The sequence below is a fragment of the Acrocarpospora pleiomorpha genome (genome assembly GCF_009687885.1).
In the GTDB taxonomy this organism is placed as follows: domain Bacteria; phylum Actinomycetota; class Actinomycetes; order Streptosporangiales; family Streptosporangiaceae; genus Acrocarpospora; species Acrocarpospora pleiomorpha.
Window position 1 is genome coordinate 26,142 of the sequence record NZ_BLAF01000081.1, and the last position, 20,738, is coordinate 46,879.

Genomic DNA, 20,738 nt, shown 5'->3' on the forward strand with positions numbered 1-20,738 from the left:
TGACAAACAGTCGCCCAGTGAGGTTGCCCTTCTTCACGGCCGGGTGTGGATTGCTGTGAAATGAGCCAGCGTGAGCCCTTGACGAGCCTTGTCTTAAGTATACAGAATTCATGGCGCACGCAGTCGGGAAAGGAGCGCCATGTCCACCGAGGCCGCGCCGACCATCGGGACCTACCCCAGCCCAAAGGACAGTCGCTGTCCCTACGAGCCGCCGAATGCCTACACCACGCGGCTCGAAGAGCAGCCCATGCTGAGGATGCGGCTGTGGAACGGCGACGAGGCATGGGTGGTGGCCGGATACGAGGAGGGACGCATGCTGCTGGGGGATCCCCGGGTGAGCGCGCGACCCGACCTGCCCGGGTACCCCCACGTCAGCCCGGCTCTCGCCGGCTACCGGAAGAGTGGCCTTCAGACGTTCAACAACAAGGACAACCCGGAGCACAACGTCGAACGGCGCATGTTCACGAAGTGGTTCACGGTCAAGCGGATCGAACGTCTGCGCCCCCGCGTCCAGGATCTCGTGGACCAGGCGGTCGACCGGCTGATCGCCATGGGTTCACCGGTCGACCTCGTCGAGCATTTCGCGTTGCCCATTCCTTCTCAGGTGATCTTCGAGCTGCTCAACGCGCCGTATCGGGACCACGAGATCGTCGAGCACGAGACGCACACGATGTTGTCGTGGCGTTCCTCGGCCGAGGAGTCGCGGGCCGCCTCGCAGCGTCTTCTCGACTACTGCCACGGCCTCATCCAGGACCGCTCGGAGCACCCGCGGGAGGACGACGTCCTGTCCCTGGCCATCTCCGAGCACGTCAAGACCGGTCATTGCACCATGGAGCAACTGGCGGAGGGCACCCGCCTGCTGTTTCTCGCGGGTCACGAGACAACGGCGAACTCGATCGCGATGTCCGTCATGGCGCTGATCGACCACCCCGACCAGCTCGCGGCGCTCCTCGACGCGGAGGACCCCAGGCAGGTCGCCTTGGCCATCGACGAACTGCTGCGCTTCGCGACGATCGCGCAAGCCGGCCGGTGCCGGGTGGCCCTCGAGGATATCGAGGTCGGCGGCACGACCATCAGGGCAGGGGAAGGCATCGTGGTCTCCAGCGAGGCCGCCAACCGTGATCCTCGAGTCTTCGACCACCCGGCCGAGCTCCATCTTGACCGTCCCAACGCCAAGGACCACGCGAGCTTCGGCCACGGAACCCACCGATGCATCGGAGAGACCTTGGCGGAGATCGAACTGCAGGTCGTCCTCACCACGCTGTTCCGCCGGCTGCCGGACCTCCGCGTCGCCGTCCCGCGCGACCGGCTGCGGTTCAAGACGGATCACACGATCTACGGCCTGTACGAGCTTCCGGTGGCGTGGGGTGATCCGAAGTGAAGTTCCAGGTCGGGACCGCCGGAGAGCTGACCGTCGATCGATCGTTGTGCATCGGCAGCGGCCAGTGTGTTCTCACCGCCGCGGACGTCTTCGATCAGGACGACGACGAAGGCCTGGTGGAGGTGGTCGTCACCGAGATCGACCCCGCGATCGCGGACGGTGTGATCCAAGCGGCGGACGGTTGTCCATCCCGGGCCCTGCGGTACCTGGCGTCCTGACGATGAGACGCATGATCTTCGACACCGACCACGACGACTTCCGCGACATGGTTCGCTCCTTCGTCGCCACGTCCGTCGCTCCCCGGGTTGACGAGTTCATCCAGGCCGGCGCGATCGCACGGGACGTGTGGCTCTCAGCTGGGAAGCTCGGGCTTCTCGGCCTCCACGTCCCCGAGCGGTACGGCGGGTCCGACGCGCCGGACTACCGGTTCATGGCCGTGGTCCTGGAAGAGCTGTCGCGCGTGACGGTGGCGCTCGGGTCGGCGTACTCGATCCACGCCGACATCGTGGCGCCTTATCTGCTGCACCTGACGACGGATGAGCAGCGGCGGAGATGGCTGCCGGGTTTCTGCTCGGGAGAGATGCTGACCGCCATCGGGATGACGGAGCCATCGGGTGGATCCGACCTCGCGGCCCTTCGCACGCGTGCCGTCCGGGATGGGGACGGCTGGCGGTTGACCGGATCGAAGACGTTCATCACGAACGGGACGACCGCCGACCTCGTCGTGATCGCGGCCCGGACCAACCCGGCCGAGCGGAGCCGGGGTATCACCCTCTTCGGGGTCGAGGCCGGCACTCCGGGCTTCACTCGGGGACGGAGGCTGGACAAGGTCGGCCAGTCCGAAGCGGACACGGCCGAGCTCTACCTGGAGGACGCCTGGGTGCCGGATGACAACGTGATCGGCGCTGTCGACGCGGGCTTCCCCAGCATGATGGCGTGGCTGCCGCAGGAACGGTTGTCGGCGGCGGTCGCCAACGTCGCCCATGCCGCACAGCTCCTCGACGAGACGATCGCCTACGTCAGGGACCGGCGGGCATTCGGGCAGAGCATCGGGTCCTTCCAGCACAACAAGTTCCTGATCGCGGACCTGGTCACCCGGGTCGAGGCGACTCAGGCGTTCGTGGACCAGGCGGTGCTGGCCCATGTCCGTGGGGAGCTGACGGCCGTAGCCGCGGCGAAGGTCAAATGGTGGTCCGCCCAGGTGCAGAACGATGTGCTCGACCATTGCCTCCAGCTGCACGGCGGGTACGGGTACATGAACGAGTACCGCGTGGGACGCGCCTGGCGTGATGCGCGGGTGACCAAGATCTGGGCCGGCTCGAACGAGATCATGAAGGAAATCATCGGGCGAGACCTGGGGCTCTGACGTTCGAAGGTCCCTCGACAAGAGGTGCGTTTGACGCAAGAATTCTGTATTCAAGATACAAGAAGGGAGTGGAAGCGGTGACAAGCGTCCTGAGGCGCGTCCGCGTGGTCGTCGGGTCGATCGGCGACGACATCCACGTCGTGGGCATCACCCTGCTGGGCCATGCCCTGCGCAACGCGGGCGCCGATGTGATCCAGCTGGGGATCCAGACCTCGCCCGAGGAGTTCGTCGCGGCCGCCGTGACCGAGGACGCCGACGCCGTGTTCGTCTCGTCGAGCAACGGGCACGCGGGGATCTTCTGCCCCGAGCTGGTGGCAGGACTCCGCGAGGCGGGCGCCGACCCCATCCTGTACGTCGGGGGCAACCTGTCGGTCAGCGCCGCGACGCCGTGGGACGAGGTGCGCGAACGCTTCGCGCGCATGGGATTCGACCGGGTCTACCCACCGCGCACATTGCCCGACCAGGCGGTCCGGGATCTGGCGGACGATCTGCGTGCGCGCGGGAGCCAGAATGCCTGACCAGGTCTCCAACGAGATGCTCGACCTGGACGAGCTCAAGACGCAACGCGCGTCCGTCTTCCACCGGCAGCTCGGCCGGGAGCCGTACGACCTCGACGAGGCCTGGGACTTCGCGCGATCGAACGCGGAGCGCCGCGGTATGGCCGCCACCCTCGCCCGGGCCAAAGCCACGGGTAACACGGTGGCCATTCCCCGCGCGGGTGTCGCGCACTGGGACGCGCAGCTCGAGCTGATGCGCACGCTCTCGGCGGCGGGAGCGGGCGTCGTCCCGATCACGGTCGACAGCCTCACCCGGTCCCTGAAGTTCGAGGACGCGGCCAAGGCCCTCGCCCAGAGCACGCCCGACCGCTCCGTGCTCAACGGATATCCGCTCCTCGCCCACGGAGTCGAACGCACGCGGGAGCTGATCTCCGCCGTCGATCGGCCGGTCATCGTGCGCGCCAACGCCATCGACCTGCGGCTCGTAGCCGAAACCGCGTTCGCCTCGGGGGCGACGGGATTCGTGTCGGGCCCGATGTACGCGACCCTTGAGTACTCCAAGCTGGGGTCCCTTGAGGTGTCCATCCCGAACTGGCAGTACATCTTCAGGTTGATGGGAGAGTACGCCGCCCACGGCGTCCCCATCGTCGAGGACGCGATCGGTTTCGCGCAGAGCGGGACGTGCTCGGTTCCCTCGTTGATGCATGTCGGGGTCGTCCTCGACGCGCTGATCATGGCCGGGCAGGGAGTGAAACACATCGTCCCGTACCAGATGCTCCAGGGGCACGTGGCCCAGGACGTCGCCGGCTGCATCGCGGTGGGCACGCTGACCGACGAGTACCTCGCCAAGCTGGGCTTCGGGGACGTGCGGACCTACGTGGCCAGCAGCGACTGGAACGGCGCCTTTCCAGCCCGCCAGCCCGACGCCTACGGCCTGCTCGCGGCCAACGTGCTGGCCTGCGCGATCGCCCGGACGCCCGTCAACTACGTGAAGACGATCGAGGAGGGCATCGGCGTGCCGACCGCGGCGGCGAACGCCGCCAGCATCCGGTTCACGCGGTACCTGACTCACCTGATCTCCCGCCAGGCCACGTCGCTGCTCTCCCCCGAGGTCGAGTTCGAACTCGAACTGAACCTGATGGAGGCCCGCGCGATACTCGACGCCGTCCTGGACATGGGGAACGGCGACCCGGTTCGGGGGTCGATCTCCGCCTTGGCCACCGGCGTGCTGGACATTCCGTTCTCTCCGAACGTGCATGTGCGGGGAAACGTCCTTCCCGTTCGCGACGCCGACGGCGCGGTGCGTTTCCTCGATCATGGCGCGCTGCCGTTGCCCGCCGCCGCGCTCCGGATCGAAGCCGAACGACTCGCCTCCCGCCGCGCGCGCAGCGGCTCCGGCGAGCTGTCCTACCAAGACGTGATCGACGACCTGTCCTTCCTCGAATTCGAGGAGCCAACCCTGCCAGAAGGCGGTGACCCCCATTCCTGACCTGAGTTCATGGTCCACCTCGATCACCGACGTCGAAGACAGTTCGATCCGCTATCGCGGTGTCCCCATCGAGGACCTGATCGACGACGGTGACCTGGCGACCACGCTGTGGTTGGTGCTCTTCGGGGGAACACCCGGCACCGGCTCCGCCGACGCGCTCCGCCGCGCCCTGATCGCCGCACTGGACCACGGCGTCTCGGCCCCGTCCACGCTGGTCGCGCGGGTGACCGCGTCGACCCGGTCGGCGGTGCCCTTCGCGGTCGCCGGTGGCCTGATGGCGTTCGCGGGCCCCGCGCACGGGGGAGCAGCCGAAGGGGCGGCGAACCTCTTCGTCGAGATCGCGGCCTCGGACGACCACGAGACCGGCGCCCGCGACGTGGTGCGGCGGCTGCTGGACCGCGGGGACAGATTTCCCGGGTACGGGCATCCCTACCACCGGCGGGATCCGCGCGTTCCCGCCCTCATGAGCGGCGTGGCCGAGGACCGGACCCACCGGCGGATCGCCCGGCTCTGCGAGGCGGCACTCCGTGCCGAGTCCGGACGCGACCTGCGCATGAACGCCGACGCCGCGGTGGCCGCGCTGCTCCTGGACGCCGGGCTCGGCACCGCCGACATCACCCTCGTCACCGGGCTGGGGAGGGCCTTCGGGCTGGCCGCGCACGCCCGCGAGGAGCTCATGGGCGAGAAGCCCTTCCGCGCCCCGTCCCTGGACACGATCCGGTTCGTGTCACCCGCAAAGCAGGAGGAAGCGTAAGCGATGACGAAGCTGCTCGAATACCAGGTGAAGGAGATCCTCCGCGAGGAGGGGATCGCGACGCCACCCGGGCTGGTCTGCCGTTCGGCGGCCGAGGCCCGGGAGGCGGCGGCGGAGCTCGGTGGCCGGGTGTTCGTGAAGGCGCAGGTCGCCGCCGGGGACCGGGCGTCCGCCGGCGGGGTACGGTCAGGCGCGGACCCGGCGGAGGCCGAGGCGATCGCCGCGGAGCTCCTCGCGGCCACCATCCAGGGCATGCCGGTCGAGGCCGTGCTCGTCGAGGCCGGCATCCAGGCCGAGTGGGAGGGGTACGCGAGCGTCTCGATCGTGGAAGGCCCGCCGCGCCGCGTGCTTCGCTTCTCCAGCTCCGGCGGGACTGGTTTCGACCCGGCGCGGGCGGCCTTCCAGCTGGAGTTCGACTCGCACATCGAACCCCACGTGATCAGACGGGAGCTCCGGCGCACCGGCCTCGCCTCGCACGAACTCCTGGAGGTGACGCGGACGCTGTCCGCGATGATCCGGTGCGTCTCGCGCTGGTCGGCCTACCTCCTGGAGCTGAACCCGATCGCGTTGACCCCGCACGGCCTGGTCGCGCTCGACGGCAAGGCCGACATCGACGACTATTCCAAGGCCCTGATCCCGGACGCGGCGTACCTGGAGGCGGTGGAGACGGACCCGCGCGAGCGGCTCGCCCGTGAATACCAGTCCCGTGACCACCGGGGGAGCTTCCGCTACGTGCAGCTGCTGCCCGAAGGGGCGGCGCCCGCCGAGCAGCCCCGGGTCGCCTCCCACTCGGTCGGAGGGGGCGAGTCGATGGTCGTCCTCGACGCCCTCGCGGCTGCGGATCTCGCGCCCACGAACTACTGCGACACCTCGGGCGCTCCCTCCGCCGAGAAGGTCGCGGTGGCGGCCGAGCTGGTGGCGGGTCAGCCGCACATCGAGGGCGTGCTCTTCTCGACCTGCATCGCCAACCAGCCGCTCACCACGACGGCGCACGGGCTGGTCGACGGCTGGGAACGCGCCGGTTGGCGAGGGCCCAGCGTGGTGCGCTTCGCGGGCAACGAATCGCCGCAGGCGCGGGACATCGTCGCGCGGTGGGGCACGGGCCGCATGGATCGCCTCCGTGTGGTCGGTGAGGAAACCGATGAGTGGACGGCCGCGCGGATGCTGCGTGACCTGATCGAGGACGTCAACTCCAGCGAGGAGCAGGGCCGATGAGTTTCTTGGTGGACCGGAACACGCGTGTTCTCATCCAGGGCATAACCGGGCAACTCGGCGTGTACGTCACGGAGTTGATGTCCAGGGCCGGCTACCAGCCGGTAGCCGGCGTCACCCCCGGCCGTGGCGGCACCTCGGTCGGCGGAGTTCCGGTCTTCGACACCGTCGCCGAAGCGGCCGACCAGACCGGGTGCACCGCGTCCCTGGTGCTGGTGCCCCCGGCCGGGCTGCGGGACGCGGCGCTTGAGGCGATTCACGAGCGCATGGACCCCGTCACGCTCATGGTCGACGGAGTTCCGCTCAACCTGTCGATCGAACTGCTGAGCAAGGCTCGCGAAAGCGCGGTGACGCTGATCGGTCCCAACAGCCCGGGAATCATCAGCCCGGGCCAGTGCCTGCTCGGGGCCCTGGATCCCAGCAGGTTCAGGCCGGGCGAGGTCGCCGTCGTTTCGCGCAGCGGCGGGATGATGTCGACGATCGCCGACAACCTCGCGCGCGCCGGCATAGGCACGTCCACGTGCATCGGCATCGGCGGGGACAGCGTGATCGGCATCGACATGCCCACGGCCGTCACGCTGGCGGAGAAGGACCCGGACACCCGGGCGATCGTGATCTTTGGCGAGATCGGGACCACGCAGGAGGAGCGGCTCGCTGAGCTGATCCGCAAGGGCCAGGTCGGCAAGCCGGTCGTCGCGTACATCGCGGGCGCGGCGGCCCCGGCGGGCATCCGCTACAGCCATGCCGGCGCGCAGGCCGACGGACCTGCCGGAAGCGCCCAGGCCAAGATGGCGACGCTCGCCGAGGCGGGCGCGCACGTGGTCGAGAGGTACGTCAGCGTGGGGCAGCTGACCAGGGAACTGCTGGGCTGATCGGCCTTCACCGGTCTCCGGATCGGCAAGTGAAACCCGCATCCTGGCTATTGTATTCAAGATACTGAATCCGTATATTCCGGAGTGGCTCGGACGCTCCACATCCCGGGCAGGACGAGGAAAGGGGTGGGCATGGATCTCCTCATGCAACACCTGTTCAACGGCGTGGTCGCCAGCTCCGTATACATGCTCATCGCGGTCGGCATCACGCTGGTGTTCGGGCTGACGCGACTGATCAACTTCGCGCACGGCCAGTTCCTCGTCCTCGCCGTCTTCGTGGCGCTCGACCTGATCACGGCGGGCGTGCCCTTCGTCTTCGCCGCGCTGGCCGCCGTCGTGACCGCCGGGGCGATCGGCTGGCTGAGCGAACGGCTGCTCTTCCGCTTCACGATGGACAACCCCTACAACGGACTGATCATCGGCCTCGGGCTGCTGCTCGTGCTGGAGGCGGCGGCCTTCAAGATCTGGGGCGGCTTCCAGGTCAGCGTGCCCGCCGCACTCGACGGCGGCGCCGCCCTCGGCGACACCTACTTCGCCTGGAACCGGGTGCTCGTGCTCGTCATGGCGGGCCTGGTCACCGCCGGTCTGTTCCTGCTGCTGGCCAGGACGAAGCTCGGCGCGCAACTGCGGGCCGCGCACGAGAATCCCGTCGCGGCATCGCACGTCGGCGTGAACGTCGGGCGCATGGTCACGGTCGCCTTCGTGGCGGGCTCCGCGCTCGCCGGTCTTGGCGGCGTGTTCTACGGCACGCTCCAGCCCGTGGGCGCTTTCGACGGCGGGCACCTGATCCTCAAGGGATTCGCGGTCGCCCTGCTGGGCGGCCTGGGGAACGTGTCAGGGCTGGCGAAGGCCAGCGTGCTCTACGGCATCGGTGAGACGTTGGTGGCGGGTTACGGCCGCGCCGAATACGTTCCGTTCTTCACCTACGGAGTGATCATCATTGTGCTGCTCGTGCGGCCGGGTGGTCTCTTCGAGAAGCACCCGCCCGGCGACTCGACCTTCGCCCGGTCATCCAGGGGCGTCGCCCACGTGCGGAGGCACAGCCGGGTGGAGACACTGCTGGGCGGCGCCGCCTTCGTGCTCCTGCCGATCGTGATCTTCGAGGCGGTGGGCACGTCCCGGTTGCAGTCGCTCGTCCTGCTCAGCGTCCTGTACGCCATCCAGGTCTACGCGCTGGCGTACGTGTACGAGACCACCGGCGTCCTGTCGATCGCGCAGGGCGGCCTGATGGCCGTGGGCGCCTACTCGGCCGGGGTCATCGCCGTGCACCTGGGTCTGGGCTTCTGGTGGGCGCTGCTGGTCGCGGTGCCGCTGACGGTGGCGGCCGGGGCGCTCCTCGGGCTGGTGGTCTCCCGATGTACGGGCCACTACCTGCTCCTCGTCACGCTGGCCTTCTCCGCGCTCGTCACCCAGGTGACGCTGACCGCCATCGACCTGACGAACGGCGACAACGGGCTGATCCTGCCGGAAAGACTCCCCGTGATCGGTCCCATCACCTTCACCGACCTCCGGTCCCAGTTCTACCTGGTGCTCCTCGTGACGCTCCTGGCCGCCTTCGGCCTCCGCATGGTCAAGCCGACCCGTTTCGGCAGGCAGCTCGCGGGAGTCCGGGAGAACGAGAGCCTCGCCCGCTCGATCGGCCTGCGGGTCGGCCGGGCCAAGGTCGGCGCCTTCGCGCTGAGCGGAGCCGTGTCAGCCGTGGGGGGCGTGCTCTACCTCTACACGCAGACCGTGATCGTCCCCACGTCGTTCGACGCCATCTTCAGCATCGAGATCGTCATCATCCTGATCCTGGGCGGGATCTCACTCGCCGGCCCGCTGGTCGCCTCGATGGTCTACGTGTTGCTGCCCGAGCTCCTGCGACTCGATCCGGTGGACCAACAACTCCTGTTCGGGGTGCTCCTCATCATGATCATTCTCCTTCTCCCGCGCGGCCTGGTCCCGGCGCTGATCACCGGCTACTCGACGCTCCGGTCTCGTCTCACCCGTACCGGTCACCCGGCCGCGGCCGCCGGCTCCAGCAGGCCCGCGGCCGGTGGCGCCGACGCGCGGCCCTCGTCCGACCTGGTGCGAGAGGAGATCTCATGAGCGAGGTCCTGCTGCGTGGCGCCGGGGTGACGGTTCGGTTCGGAGCGCTGGTCGCCTGCGACGCGGTGGACATCGACGTCGTGGCCGGTGAGATTCTCGGCATCATCGGCCCGAACGGCTCGGGGAAGAGCACGCTGCTGCGCGCGCTGTCCTCCGTCCACCCGCCGACGCGGGGCGGCGTCTTCTGGCGAGGCGAGGAGGTCACCGGCTGGAAGGTCGACAAACTGGCCCGGCACGGGCTGGTCATGGCGTCGCAGAACCAGATGGTCTTCGGCGGGGTCACCGTGCGGGAGGCCCTCGCCATCGCGCACAGCTGCCGCCCGAAGAGCAAGCGCGTCGACGAGGCGCTCGCCGGGGAGAGACTCGTCGCGCTCGTGGGCCTCGACGCGGTCCTCGACGCGCTCGCGTCCGACCTTCCCCTGGGCTATCTCCGCCGGCTCGGGATCGGCATCGCGCTGGCGGCGCAGCCAGACCTGCTGCTGCTCGACGAGCCCGCGGCCGGGCTCAACGACTTCGAGACGCGCGAGCTCAAGGCGCTGTTACTGACGTTGCGGGACCTGGGCGTCACCGTCGGCATCGTCGACCACGACATGACCTTGATGGTGTCCATGTGCGACAGGGTGGTGGTCCTCGACGCCGGAAAGAAGCTGGTCGAGGGCCCTCCGTCGGTGGTGGTGAAGGATCCGCGGGTCATCGAGGCCTACCTCGGGACCCCGATGGAGGAGAAGCCATGAGCACTGCCGAACTGGAGATCTCGGGACTCACCGCGGGGTACGGCGGGGTCGTCGCCGTCAAGGACGTCAGCCTGTCCGTGCCGGCGGGCACGACCGTCGCCCTGCTCGGAGCGAACGGCGCGGGCAAGAGCACGATCCTGCGCAGTGTCTCCGGTCAGGTGAAGCCGCGGTCCGGCGACATCCGGCTGAACGGGGAGTCGCTCGTCGGTCTCCGCCCCGACCAGACCCTCGCCAGGGGCGTGGCCCATGTGCTCGAAGGCCGGCAGGTGTTCGCGCAGATGACCGTGCTGGAGAACCTCCGGCTGGGTTCCGTCCGGCGCGGCGGCGGAACCCATGACGAGACCATCGCGCTGCTGCTCGACCACTTCCCGGTTCTCGCGGAGAAGGCGAAGCAGCCGGCGGGTCAGCTGTCGGGTGGACAGCAGCAGATGCTCGCCATCTCGCGCGCGCTCATGTCGCGCCCGCGGATGCTGCTGCTCGACGAGCCGTCGCTGGGCCTGGCACCGGTGATGCTCCCGACGATCGTGGAGCTGATCCGTTGGGCACAGACCACGTTCGGGGCCGCGGTCCTGATCGTGGAACAGTACAGCGCGCTGGCCCTACAGGTCTCGACCTGGGGTTACGTGCTCCGGAACGGACACCTTGTCGCCTCCGCCTCCAGCGCGGAGCTGTCGGAGGGCGACGCCATCAACACCGCCTACTTCGGTGTCGACCCCTGAGCGATCGACCCGGGGAATTCACGGGCTCGGACACCCACGTCCGGAAGAACCAAAGGAGAGTCATGCGTAAGAAGTTCGCGGTTGTAGCCGCCGTCATGTCACTGTCGACGGCCGCCGCCTGTGGCTCGGACGGGGGAACGAGCAGTGTCAACGATCACGTGATCGAAATCGGGGCCGTGCTGTCTTTGACCGGCCCCTTCGCCGCCCAGGGCGAGGCCCATCTGGGCAGCATCAAGCTGGGGATCGACCAGGTGACCAAGGCCGGTGGCATCACCGTCAACGGCCAGAAGTACACCTTCGCCGTGACGACGAAGGACTCGGCCAGCGACCCCGCGAAAGCGACGGCAGGGGTCCTGGGCATGATCCGCGACGAGGGGGTCAAGTACCTGATCGGGCCGGCCGACACCCCGTCGGTGGTCGCGGCGGAGTCCGTGGTCACCAAGCAGGACGTGCTGTGGCTGGCCGGGTCGACCTACATCTCCGGCCGGCTGGAGGCGAAGGCCGGTGACCCGGCCTTCGCGAAGATCTTCGGTACGAACCCGAGCGCGGCCACGGTGTTCCCGGCCGCCGTGAACGGGGCGCTGCAGTACCAGCCCGGCACGAAGACGGCCGCGATCGTGTGGCCGTCCGGGGCCGCGTCCGACCCCTACGTCGAGCTCATCGAGAAGGCCTTCGCCGCCAAGGGGGTCGACGTCGTGGACAAGCTGCGTTTCGACATCGCGAGCACCGACTTCTCCGGCATTCTCACCAAGCTCAAGTCGTACAAGCCGGATATCGTCTTCACGGGCACCACCAGTGGGGCGGTTCAGGCCTTCGCCTCCCAGGCCGTGCAGCTCGGCAGCCCGTTCGGCAGCATGATCGTCTTGGGGGCGACCGCCGGAACCGGACTGACGGGGAACAACGGCAAACCCCTTCCCTTCCCGTACATGTACATCATGAACCGGGGCCTGGACCCGTACACCGGCAACCCGGACGTCACCCAGCTGTTCCAGCAGTACGAGCAGGTCAACGGCAAGCCGCCGGCCCTGGACGCGCAGCTGTACGCGACGGAGTTCACCTCCTCCATCAACGCTCTCGCCAGGGCCATGGAGAAGGCGGGAACCGTCGACGACCCCGACGCGGTGGCCAAGGCGCTCAAGACGGTGAGCGTCAACGCGGGGAACGGCGACGTCTCCTTCGCCCAGAACGGGGTGCTGCAGGCACCCATCGCGGTCTGCGAACTCCGCGACGGAGACGGCACCTGCAAGCTGGTCACGCCCGGACAGTGAATTGGAGACCGATGACCTGCGCGAAACTCGCGCAGGTCATCCGGATCGAGTGCCAGGAGTGATGATGAGTTTCGAGCCCATGGTGGACGGCGTCGCGATCGTGACCGGCGCGGGGTCGAGCGGACCGGGCTTCGGCACGGGCAAGGCGAGTGCGGTGCTGCTGGCCAGGTCCGGGTGCGGCGTCGTCGTCCTCGACAGCGTGGCGGAGCGGACCAGGGAGACGGTCGAGCTCATCGAGTCGGAGGGCGGTCGCGCGGTCGGCTGCGTGGGCGACGTCCGCGACCCGGCCGTCGCCCGGCGCGCCGTGGACACCGCGGTGGACACGTTCGGAAGTCTCACGACCTTGGTCAACAACGTCGGCGTCTTCCGTTCCGGCACGCTCGCGGCCATGACCGACGAGGACCTGGAGCTGCACCTGGGGGTCAATCTCAAGGGCACGCTCTTCCTGATCCGGGCCGCGGTACCGGCCATGGCCGCGTCAGGTGGCGGTTCGGTGGTGAACATCAGTTCGATCGCCGCCCATCGCGGGGTGTCGAGTTCGGGCACCGTCGCCTACACCGCCTCCAAGGGCGCCATCGAGGCGGTCGCCACCGTCCTCGCCGCCGAGCTCGGGCCGCAGGGCATCCGGGTCAACACCGTGGTGCCGGGTACTCTCGACACCCCGCTGCTGCGGATGACCCTGACCCCGGAGCAGATCGCCGACCGCCAGCGCACCGCCCCGCTGGGACCGGGCGGCGACGCCTGGGATGTCGCCAGGGCCGTGGTGTTCTTCGCGAGCCCGTGGGCCCGCTGGGTCTCGGGCGCGATCATCCCGGTGGACGGCGGATTCCTGACCACCTCGCCCGCCATGTTCACGGGGGCGGTCGACACGAAGTGAGCCCGCCCGACCCCTTGCCCTCTGAGAGAAAGGCCTCGATATGAAGTTCGCACTGTTCCAATCGCCGCACACGCCGCCCGAGCGCACGCCTCGTGAGGTGTACGACTGGGTCGTCGGCCAGGCCGTCGTGGCCGACCAGGCCGGCCTCACGGAGTACTGGGTGGGTGAGCATGCGACGGTGGCATGGGAGCCGGTCCCGAACCCCGAGATCATCCTCGCCGCCGCGGCGGCGAGGACCGAGCGCATCAAGCTCTGCCCGGGGGCCCACCTGCTTCCCTACCACCACCCCGCGTCCCTCGCCGTGCAGGTCTCCTGGCTGACGCATCTCGCGGAAGGCCGCTACATCCTCGGGGTCGGCGCCGGCGCCTACCCGTCGGACGCCGCCCTGCGCGGCCTCACCGACATGCGGGGCAACCACGACATGGTGGTGGAGGCTCTGGAGATCATGGAGAAGGTCTGGGCGGCCGAGCCGTTCCACCACGAGGGGAAATTCTGGAAGGCGGGTTATCCGCAGACCAAGGAGGGACAGCTTCCACTCCGCGACGTCCGGCCGTACGGCGGCAAGGTCGAGATCGCCATGGCCGGCACGAGCTCGCCGTCGAAGTCCCTGGCGTTCGCGGGCTCGCGCGGCTACATCCCGCTCTCGGTCTTCTCCGGCAACGAGAGGGTCGCGCAGCACTGGGCCACGTTCTCGGAGGCCGCCGAGGCGGCCGGCCACACGGTCGACCGGTCCATGCTCCGGGTGCAGCGCGACGTCTTCGTCGCCGAGACGGACAAGGAGGCGCGCAAGTGGGCCATCGAGGGCGGCCTGGGCTACGCGTGGAGTCGGATCCTCCTTCCGCACTTCAAGCGGCTGGGGCTGCTGGATGGCCTGGTCCAGGGCGTGGCCGATCCTCTCAGCGTCGACCTGGACTACCTCGCCGACCACGTCTGGATCGTCGGATCCCCCGACACCGTCGCCGAGAAGCTGGCCGCCTGCCTTGAGGAGAGCGGGGGGTGGGGCACCACCCTCGTCCCCGGACACAACTACGCCGCCAATCCGGAGCCCTGGAATGAGTCGCTCCGGCTGATGGCCGCGGAGGTGGCTCCGAGGCTGCGAAAGCTCGCCCCGGCCGCCGACTGATCGTCTACCCGTCTCCACAACCGTCAAAGGAGCGCACATGACCCAAGAGGAACTGCTGGCCGTGGCCAACGCGTACGTGGAGTGCTACAACTCCGACGACCTTGCCACGATGAAGACGCTGATGAGCGAGGACGTCGAGGTCACCCACCACAACCGGGGGGTGCACCGGATCGGCCGGGACATCGTCTTCGCCGGCAAGGAAGGCGCCGCGGCCGTCATCCCCGACAAGCATTTCCGCGATCGCCGGCGCATTGTCGCCTTCGACGACGTGGTCCTCATCGAACACACCTGGGCGGCCACCGCCAAGGCCGACATGCCCGGCTTCGCCAAGGCGGGCGAGTCGATCGAGCTCGAACTCTGCACCGTCATGACCATCCAGGACGGCAAGATCGTCAAGTACGACGACTACGGGTGAGCACAAGGGACGCCGGACGGGAAGAGCGAGCGGAAGGAGAGGTGCGACGATGACCATCGATGGTCCCGCGTTCCGGCGGGCGCTGGGGCGGCATCCGACAGGAGTGGCCCTGGTGACCGCCATGGACGCCGCCGGAGATCCGGTCGGCATGATCGTCGGGACGTTCTCGTCGGTATCCCTGGATCCGCCGCTCGTGAGCTTCATGCCTGACCGGTCGTCCACCACCTTTCCGAAGATCAGAAATGCGGTGCGCTTCGCGGTCAACGTGCTGAGCTCGGAGCAGGCCGAAGTGTGCCGCTCCTTCGCGGCCCGCTACCCGGACCGCTGGGACCGGATCGCCTGGCAGCCCACGCCGGGAGGCGCTCCATCGCTTCCCGACGCGCTGTTGTGGGTCGAGTGTGAGCACTACGCGGTGCACGAGGCGGGGGACCACCACATCGTCATCGGGCGGGTCACGGCGCTGGGTGAAGGCAGCGACGCGCCGCCACTGGTGTTCTTCCGCGGCGGCTACGGGCAGTTCACACCGGCGTCTCTCGTTCTCGCCCCCGAGATCGACCTGCTCCCGCAGATCCGGCTCGCCGACCTGGCCCGAGCGGAGATGGAACAGATCGCCCAGCGCACCGGTTTCGAGTGTGTCGCCCAGGCGCTGCTGGGCGATGAGCTCGTCTTCATCGCGAGCGCGGGCGTCAGCCCGCACGGCCACGCGCCCACTCGCGTGGGGCTGCGAATCCCGTTGGTTCCGCCACGGGGCGGTCTGTTCGCCGCCTGGCAACCGCAGGAGAACCTGCGGTGGAGCCGCCGGTTCCGGCACATGGGTGAGACACCCGCCGGTTGGTCCCGGATGCTCCACCGCATCAGGGAACGCGGCTGGTCGATCTGGCTGGCCGACGACTCCGCCGAGCTCGATCGGCTGTTCGACGCGGCCTCCGGGGGTGAGATCACGACCGACCTGGTGGAGCGCGTGTCCCAGGCGATCGACAGACTCGAGGCATCCGTCGAACCGGCTGACCTCGACCCCGGGGAGCGTTGCGCGGTGCGGTTCCTCGGCGCTCCCGTCTTCGGGACCGACGGCAGGGTGCAACTCGCCCTCCGGCTTCTGGGGCTGCCGCCGGAGATGTCCTGGGCGCACATGCGGGACCTGGCCGTGCAGCTGGTCGCGGCCGCCGATCGTGTCTCGCGACTGCTGGGCGTCGATCCGGACGCCTGCCGTGCGCGCGACGCCCTCCCGGCCTGATGCGGCGTGCGTCAGGGGTCGCCGTCATCGTTGTCGCCGCGATCGCCGTCGACATCTCGACAGTCATCCTGGTCGCGCTCCTGGGGGTCGTCGGGCATCAGCTGCCCGGAGGCCAGCCGACCTGGGTCGTCGGAGTGGCCGTGGCCGCGTACTTCCTGGGCGGAAGTCTCGCCGCGGCCGTGCTGGGCAGGCGGCTGGAGGCCATCGGGCCACGCAGAGTCGCCTCGGCGGCCACCATCGTCAGCGCGGTGGCACTGCTCGCCGTCGCCCTGGGCGGCCAGTGGCCGCCCGTCCTGCTGCTGGCGAGCGTCGCCTCGGGAGCGGCATTCGGCCTCACCCTGCCCTCGACGAACGCCGTTCTGGACGGGGTGGTCAGCCCCCGGCGACTGGTGGTGGTGCTCTGCGTCAAGCAGGCCGCCATCCCGATCGGGCTTATGACCTCGGCCTACGCGAGCACTGTCGTGAGCGGAATCGGCTGGCGGGCGCCCTTCGCCATCGCGGCGGCGCTGTCGCTCGCCACCGTGGTCGGCTTCCGCGCCGTCCTCCCGGCTCGGCCGCCCGCGTCACGTCCCCTGACGTCCGCGTACGGGCCGTCGGCCGAGCGCCGGCTCACCGCGCTCGGCTGGGTGACGCTGCTGGCCTCGCTCCTGCCGGGAGCGCTCACCGGGTACGCGTTCGCCGGGCTTACGGCCGCCGGGTTCGCGAACCAGGACGCGGCGCACCTGCTCATCGTGGCGAACGTCCTCGGGATCGCGTCGCGGATCGTCTCCGGGCTCCTGGTCCAGGCTCGCCCGGAGCTCACGGACCTGGCGCTGGCCGGCATGATCCTTACTGGCGGAGGGGGCGCCCTGCTCCTGGCCATCGGGCAGGCGACCGCGTCGGCCGTGGGGATCCTGGTCGCCTTCACCTTCGGCTGGGGATGGTCGGGGCTGATGTTCACCAGCGCGATTCGCAGAGGGCTGGGACGGCCAGCCATGGCCGGCGCGGTGGTTCAGTCCGGAGGGATGCTCGGTTCCGCCACCGGACCGCTCGTGATGGCCGTCACCAGCGGTGTCAGCGAGCCACGGCTCGGGTGGCTCCTGGTCGGCGGCCTCGCTGTCGCCTCCGGAGGCATGCTCTCGTGGAGCCTGCTCGTCCCCCGCGGCCGGTGATCACGATGCCCTGGTCTCCTCAAGCATGTCGATTCCTTTGAGGATGGAGTCGAGGGAGGCGTTGATCATCCTTCGGGTCAGCTCCAGGGCATGCTCGGTGTCGCCCGCCCGGATGGCGGCGAGCAGTTGCTCGTGGTTGGAGAGGGAGTTCGTGAGATGCGCGGCGTTCTGAACGGCGATATACCTGAAGCGAAGGGTGCGCCGCCAGAGGCCTTCCACGAGCTCGATCAGCACCTTGTTGCCGCACGCCCGGTCGATGACGCCGCGGAACTCGCCGACCAACTGCAGGTAGGAGTAGGTGTCCGCCACGTCGGCCGCGGCCCGCATCTGCTTGAGGACCTCGGCCATCCTGTCGGTTTCCGCCTCGGTGAGGTGGGGCATCGCGAGCCTGGTGCACTCGATCTGGACGAGTTCCCGGCAGGCGTACAGCGCGGCCGCGTCCGCTTTGGCAGGAGGGGCGACCACGGCTCCTCGGCGGGGTTCCATGTGCAGCAGCCCGTCGGCCGCGAGTTTCCGGATCGCCTCACGGAGCGGGGACCGGCTGACACCCAGCCGTTCGCAGAGCTCGATCTCGTACAGGCGCTGCCCGGGCCGCAGTTCGCCTCGCACGATCATTTCAACCAGCCGGTCCATCACGGCGGCGTGCAGCAGCGGAACGTTGAGCGCGTCCTCGCTCATGGGTCGCTCTCCTGTCGAACATCGATCGTGTATGCTTGATTATTGTATACTGAGTTCAAGATACTGGCGGAACGATGGATCGGATTTCCGACGGCCGGAGAGAAGCGACCGAGATACGACTCCGCGCCTATCCGCCGGACATCCTCCGCGAGGAGGACTTCGAGCTCCATCGGGCACCGGTGCCGCGCTCCCTGGAAGCCGGCGAGCTCCTGCTGGCCAACTCGTGGCTGTCCCTCGACGCCTCGGCCCGCCTTCGCATGCGCGAATCGGATTCGCCGTATATGCCGAGGATCACGTTAGGCGGGCCCATCAGTGGTTTCGCCCTGGGGCGCGTGCTGTCCTCGCGCCGCTCGGGCTTCGCGGAAGGCGATCTCGTGCTGCACAGCTCCGGCTGGCGGACGCACGCGGTGATTCGCGCTGACGAGACCGGCTGGCGAGGTCCGCACCGGATCGTCGAGGAGCCGGGCATGTCCGAGGCCGCGTACCTCACCGCGCTGGGTCCCGCCGGTTTGACGGCATACGTCGGGATGGTCAAGCTCTTGGACCCGCGACCCGGTGACGTCATCTTCGTTTCCGCCGCCGGAGGCGGTATCGGGAGCCTCGCGGTGCAACTCGCGAAGATCGCGGGTGCGCGGGTGGTGGCCAGTGCGGGGAGCGCCGAGAAGCGGGACCTCGTCCTGGGGTTGGGCGCGGACGTGGCGCTCGACCGACGTGTTCCCGACCTGTCCGCGGCACTCAGAACGGCGGCTCCTGGCGGCATTCACGGATACTTCGACTGCGTGGGAGGGCCGGAGCTCGAAGCGGCGATCGACAACGCCCGGCCTGGGGCCCGCATTGTGATGTGCGGGACGGTGTCGAACTATGACACCCAGTCAGGTTCCCTCCCGCGAAACCTTTTTGCCATCGTCGCCAAGGAACTATCGGTGAAGGGCTATCTGACCAGGTCCTACGCCGAACTCCTGCCCACCGTCCAAGCGGAGATGGCGAAACTGGTCCGCGACGGACGTCTGCGGGATCGGGTCACCATCCTGAAGGGGATCGACAGCGTGCCCCGCGCCTTCGTGAGTTTGTTCCGGGGAGAACATGTCGGGAAGCTGCTGATCCAGCTCTGAGGCCGGCTTCGGTCGGGTTCAGCCGTTGAGGAGTCGCTCGGTTTCGCGCCACAGCCGGGGAGATCTTCGATGCCGAGGACTTCCTGCGGTCGCTGCCGCTGGACGAACTGGGCCACGGGTGACCTCTGGCCGCGAACCGACGCAACAAGACGCCCATCCGTTGCGGATGGGCGTCTTGGGAGACTTGGCTACTTGAGGATCGGGTACTTCTGGACGATCGCGGTGCGCGACCACCAGGCGCCGATGCCGAGGGTGTTGCCGGCGGAGGTGAGGGCGAGGCCGATGAGGACGACGGCGTAGATGAGGTGTTCGTCCAGGAAGGGGTTGTTGGCGAGGGGGAGTTCGGCGGCCCACATGAAGATCAGGAGCAGGGAGCCGGTGGCGGCGGCGATGCGCATTCCGGCGCCGGTGATGAGGGCGGCGCCGATGCCGAGCAGGCCGAGCATGAACAGCCAGTCGACCCAGGCCTGTCCGGCCAGGCTGGAGAAGAATCCGCCGAGGGCGTTCTCGCCGGTGCCCTTGAGGAAGCCGGTGGTGGGGCTGCCGCCGTTGATCCAGGAGCGGGCGGCGGGGGTCGCCAGGCCCCAGCCGAAGGCCTTGTCGAGGAAGGCCCACAGGAAGACCCAGCCGAGGGAGATGCGCGCGACGGCCCAGACGTAGTCCACCGTGCGTGCCGCGCTGGACGGCGTGTGCGAGTTGAAAGTGCGGGGGATGTGGACGGTGCGGCGTCCTTCGGTGGTGGCCATGGTGAGTCCCTTTTAAGAGCGGTCCTTGTCTTGTTCTCGCACCCCAATAACACCCTTTTCTCAGATCAATGCTTAGGGCTGGAGGACTCGCGCGGCGGGCCCGCTAGGCCCGTTCCGGACGGGACTTTCGGCCCTGGATCAGCATCACGGTTCCAGGCATTCGGGGATCGAGTCGCAACGGCCCCGAGGCTGTTGCGTGCGGCCGGAGGCGTCGTAGATCTTCACCCAGCAGATGGTGGGGAACCGCTTGAGGGTGAGCGTGATCTCGTTCGCGATGGTGAAGGCGGACCCGTCGCCGCGCACGTGACCGGTGAGATACACCCGCGCGACGCCTCTGCTGATCGTGAGCTTGCTGAATCCGGTGGCGTGCGAGCTGACCAGCCGCAGCCCCGCCGCCTGTTCGGCCGCCGTCGGCCCGGCGAACAGCCGCAGAAGGGCGCCGCGCGCCACGCCGGGGGGAATCACCGGGCGCAATACGGTACGCGGATGCCCGGTGGAGTCCGGCAGGCGAATCCCTGCGTTCACGGTCCAGTACGGGGCGGAGAAGTCCACGACGACCCTGCTGGGGCTCGTCAGCGTGTACATCCGGTACGGCACCCGCTTGGCCAGCCCGACACCGAACGACAGCACCGACTCGAAGTCACCGGCGTTGACCACCTGGATGATCCCGGGCAGCGCGTACGTCGTGCGCGCCGACCCGTACGAGGGGGTGCCGAAGGCGTCATGGCCGTCGGCCCCGGTGAAACGCAGCAGGAGAATGGCGTCCCCGGTTACCCGCACATCCTCCCCGGACCCGTCGGCGACCAGCCGCTTGACGTACGTGCCGCTCCGTCGCACAGGCAGTCCGTCGCGGAACTCGAAGACGAGGCGATCCAGCCCGGGATGGCGTTCGGCGCGGATCGCCACCAGCACGGGGGTGGGCGCGGGCACCGGGACGGGAAGCCCGGCCGCCTGGACGGTTTCTGCGATGAGAGAGCGCATGATGATCATCTCTTCTCGTTGGTTCACGACCGGACAGAACG

Annotated in this window: 21 protein-coding genes; 18 read left to right on the plus strand and 3 right to left on the minus strand. The window is 68.8% G+C overall.

The annotated features are described in order from the left end of the window. Positions 1 to 139: 139 nt before the first annotated feature. The 17 genes from Aple_RS45010 to Aple_RS45090 all read left to right on the plus strand — a co-directional run bounded on the left by Aple_RS45010 (position 140) and on the right by Aple_RS45090 (position 17,180). The gene (locus tag Aple_RS45010) at positions 140 to 1,381 is read left to right on the plus strand and encodes a cytochrome P450 (protein WP_155350924.1); all 1,242 of its coding nucleotides are present in this window, start codon (positions 140 to 142) and stop codon (positions 1,379 to 1,381) included. Next, positions 1,378 to 1,599, plus strand: a complete 222-nt coding sequence (locus Aple_RS45015) for a ferredoxin (protein ID WP_170321982.1) — start codon at positions 1,378 to 1,380, stop codon at positions 1,597 to 1,599. Before Aple_RS45010 ends, Aple_RS45015 begins: the two co-directional genes overlap by 4 nt. Before the next feature lie 2 nt (positions 1,600 to 1,601). Continuing rightward, on the plus strand, positions 1,602 to 2,747 hold the full coding sequence (locus tag Aple_RS45020; protein WP_155350925.1) for an acyl-CoA dehydrogenase family protein: 1,146 nt from the start codon (positions 1,602 to 1,604) through the stop codon (positions 2,745 to 2,747). Between the two features lie 77 nt (positions 2,748 to 2,824). Then, positions 2,825 to 3,265, plus strand: coding sequence for a methylaspartate mutase subunit S (gene glmS / locus Aple_RS45025; RefSeq protein ID WP_218038836.1), 441 nt, complete (start codon positions 2,825 to 2,827; stop codon positions 3,263 to 3,265). Further along, on the plus strand, positions 3,258 to 4,733 hold the full coding sequence (locus tag Aple_RS45030; protein ID WP_155350926.1) for a hypothetical protein: 1,476 nt from the start codon (positions 3,258 to 3,260) through the stop codon (positions 4,731 to 4,733). Before glmS ends, Aple_RS45030 begins: the two co-directional genes overlap by 8 nt. Continuing rightward, on the plus strand, positions 4,717 to 5,487 hold the full coding sequence (locus Aple_RS45035) for a citrate/2-methylcitrate synthase (RefSeq protein WP_155350927.1): 771 nt from the start codon (positions 4,717 to 4,719) through the stop codon (positions 5,485 to 5,487). The genes Aple_RS45030 and Aple_RS45035 overlap by 17 nt, the downstream gene beginning before the upstream one ends. A 3-nt stretch (positions 5,488 to 5,490) precedes the next feature. After that, positions 5,491 to 6,702: an ATP-grasp domain-containing protein gene (locus Aple_RS45040; RefSeq protein ID WP_155350928.1), complete on the plus strand. Its 1,212-nt coding sequence runs from the start codon at positions 5,491 to 5,493 to the stop codon at positions 6,700 to 6,702. After that, positions 6,699 to 7,571, plus strand: coding sequence for a succinate--CoA ligase subunit alpha (locus tag Aple_RS45045; protein ID WP_155350929.1), 873 nt, complete (start codon positions 6,699 to 6,701; stop codon positions 7,569 to 7,571). Before Aple_RS45040 ends, Aple_RS45045 begins: the two co-directional genes overlap by 4 nt. A 132-nt stretch (positions 7,572 to 7,703) precedes the next feature. Next, a complete protein-coding gene (locus Aple_RS45050) occupies positions 7,704 to 9,659 on the plus strand; it encodes a branched-chain amino acid ABC transporter permease (protein ID WP_155350930.1) in 1,956 nt (651 codons plus the stop codon). Next, complete coding sequence (locus Aple_RS45055; RefSeq protein ID WP_155350931.1) at positions 9,656 to 10,393, plus strand: ABC transporter ATP-binding protein; 738 nt, start codon at positions 9,656 to 9,658, stop codon at positions 10,391 to 10,393. The genes Aple_RS45050 and Aple_RS45055 overlap by 4 nt, the downstream gene beginning before the upstream one ends. Next, positions 10,390 to 11,112, plus strand: coding sequence for an ABC transporter ATP-binding protein (locus Aple_RS45060; RefSeq protein WP_155350932.1), 723 nt, complete (start codon positions 10,390 to 10,392; stop codon positions 11,110 to 11,112). Before Aple_RS45055 ends, Aple_RS45060 begins: the two co-directional genes overlap by 4 nt. 62 nt (positions 11,113 to 11,174) lie before the next feature. Continuing rightward, a complete protein-coding gene (locus tag Aple_RS45065) occupies positions 11,175 to 12,380 on the plus strand; it encodes an ABC transporter substrate-binding protein (protein WP_155350933.1) in 1,206 nt (401 codons plus the stop codon). A gap of 61 nt (positions 12,381 to 12,441) precedes the next feature. Beyond that, a complete protein-coding gene (locus Aple_RS45070) occupies positions 12,442 to 13,257 on the plus strand; it encodes an SDR family NAD(P)-dependent oxidoreductase (protein ID WP_155350934.1) in 816 nt (271 codons plus the stop codon). A gap of 40 nt (positions 13,258 to 13,297) precedes the next feature. Further along, positions 13,298 to 14,380: an LLM class flavin-dependent oxidoreductase gene (locus Aple_RS45075; RefSeq protein WP_155350935.1), complete on the plus strand. Its 1,083-nt coding sequence runs from the start codon at positions 13,298 to 13,300 to the stop codon at positions 14,378 to 14,380. 37 nt (positions 14,381 to 14,417) lie between these two features. Continuing rightward, positions 14,418 to 14,795, plus strand: coding sequence for a nuclear transport factor 2 family protein (locus Aple_RS45080; RefSeq protein ID WP_155350936.1), 378 nt, complete (start codon positions 14,418 to 14,420; stop codon positions 14,793 to 14,795). A gap of 49 nt (positions 14,796 to 14,844) precedes the next feature. Further along, positions 14,845 to 16,029, plus strand: coding sequence for a flavin reductase (locus Aple_RS45085; RefSeq protein WP_155350937.1), 1,185 nt, complete (start codon positions 14,845 to 14,847; stop codon positions 16,027 to 16,029). Further along, on the plus strand, positions 16,029 to 17,180 hold the full coding sequence (locus tag Aple_RS45090) for an MFS transporter (RefSeq protein WP_155350938.1): 1,152 nt from the start codon (positions 16,029 to 16,031) through the stop codon (positions 17,178 to 17,180). Before Aple_RS45085 ends, Aple_RS45090 begins: the two co-directional genes overlap by 1 nt. Here the strand turns inward: Aple_RS45090 and Aple_RS45095 are convergent, their stop codons facing one another. Further along, positions 17,181 to 17,858: a GntR family transcriptional regulator gene (locus Aple_RS45095; protein WP_155350939.1), complete on the minus strand. Its 678-nt coding sequence runs from the start codon at positions 17,856 to 17,858 to the stop codon at positions 17,181 to 17,183. Positions 17,859 to 17,932: 74 nt separating this feature from the next. On the opposite strand from Aple_RS45095, the gene Aple_RS45100 reads away from it, so the two are divergent. Continuing rightward, complete coding sequence (locus Aple_RS45100; RefSeq protein WP_155350940.1) at positions 17,933 to 18,970, plus strand: MDR family NADP-dependent oxidoreductase; 1,038 nt, start codon at positions 17,933 to 17,935, stop codon at positions 18,968 to 18,970. 188 nt (positions 18,971 to 19,158) lie between these two features. Here Aple_RS45100 and Aple_RS45105 read toward each other — a convergent pair whose 3' ends face one another. Together Aple_RS45105 and Aple_RS45110 are read right to left on the minus strand one after the other, a co-directional pair. Further along, complete coding sequence (locus Aple_RS45105; RefSeq protein WP_155350941.1) at positions 19,159 to 19,716, minus strand: hypothetical protein; 558 nt, start codon at positions 19,714 to 19,716, stop codon at positions 19,159 to 19,161. 144 nt (positions 19,717 to 19,860) lie between these two features. After that, on the minus strand, positions 19,861 to 20,697 hold the full coding sequence (locus tag Aple_RS45110) for an AMIN-like domain-containing (lipo)protein (RefSeq protein ID WP_155350942.1): 837 nt from the start codon (positions 20,695 to 20,697) through the stop codon (positions 19,861 to 19,863). Between the last annotated feature and the right edge of the window lie 41 nt (positions 20,698 to 20,738).

Bases quoted from the DNA above. Each gene is read 5' to 3' on its own strand.
- Aple_RS45010 (WP_155350924.1), top strand. From the start codon at position 140: ATGTCCACCGAGGCCGCGCCGACCATCGGGACCTACCCCAGCCCAAAG.
- Aple_RS45020 (WP_155350925.1), top strand. From the start codon at position 1,602: ATGAGACGCATGATCTTCGACACCGACCACGACGACTTCCGCGACATG.
- Aple_RS45030 (WP_155350926.1), top strand. From the start codon at position 3,258: ATGCCTGACCAGGTCTCCAACGAGATGCTCGACCTGGACGAGCTCAAG.
- Aple_RS45040 (WP_155350928.1), top strand. From the start codon at position 5,491: ATGACGAAGCTGCTCGAATACCAGGTGAAGGAGATCCTCCGCGAGGAG.
- Aple_RS45045 (WP_155350929.1), top strand. From the start codon at position 6,699: ATGAGTTTCTTGGTGGACCGGAACACGCGTGTTCTCATCCAGGGCATA.
- Aple_RS45050 (WP_155350930.1), top strand. From the start codon at position 7,704: ATGGATCTCCTCATGCAACACCTGTTCAACGGCGTGGTCGCCAGCTCC.
- Aple_RS45055 (WP_155350931.1), top strand. From the start codon at position 9,656: ATGAGCGAGGTCCTGCTGCGTGGCGCCGGGGTGACGGTTCGGTTCGGA.
- Aple_RS45060 (WP_155350932.1), top strand. From the start codon at position 10,390: ATGAGCACTGCCGAACTGGAGATCTCGGGACTCACCGCGGGGTACGGC.
- Aple_RS45065 (WP_155350933.1), top strand. From the start codon at position 11,175: ATGCGTAAGAAGTTCGCGGTTGTAGCCGCCGTCATGTCACTGTCGACG.
- Aple_RS45070 (WP_155350934.1), top strand. From the start codon at position 12,442: ATGATGAGTTTCGAGCCCATGGTGGACGGCGTCGCGATCGTGACCGGC.
- Aple_RS45075 (WP_155350935.1), top strand. From the start codon at position 13,298: ATGAAGTTCGCACTGTTCCAATCGCCGCACACGCCGCCCGAGCGCACG.
- Aple_RS45080 (WP_155350936.1), top strand. From the start codon at position 14,418: ATGACCCAAGAGGAACTGCTGGCCGTGGCCAACGCGTACGTGGAGTGC.
- Aple_RS45085 (WP_155350937.1), top strand. From the start codon at position 14,845: ATGACCATCGATGGTCCCGCGTTCCGGCGGGCGCTGGGGCGGCATCCG.
- Aple_RS45090 (WP_155350938.1), top strand. From the start codon at position 16,029: ATGCGGCGTGCGTCAGGGGTCGCCGTCATCGTTGTCGCCGCGATCGCC.
- Aple_RS45095 (WP_155350939.1), bottom strand. From the start codon at position 17,858: ATGAGCGAGGACGCGCTCAACGTTCCGCTGCTGCACGCCGCCGTGATG.
- Aple_RS45100 (WP_155350940.1), top strand. From the start codon at position 17,933: ATGGATCGGATTTCCGACGGCCGGAGAGAAGCGACCGAGATACGACTC.
- Aple_RS45105 (WP_155350941.1), bottom strand. From the start codon at position 19,716: ATGGCCACCACCGAAGGACGCCGCACCGTCCACATCCCCCGCACTTTC.
- Aple_RS45110 (WP_155350942.1), bottom strand. From the start codon at position 20,697: ATGCGCTCTCTCATCGCAGAAACCGTCCAGGCGGCCGGGCTTCCCGTC.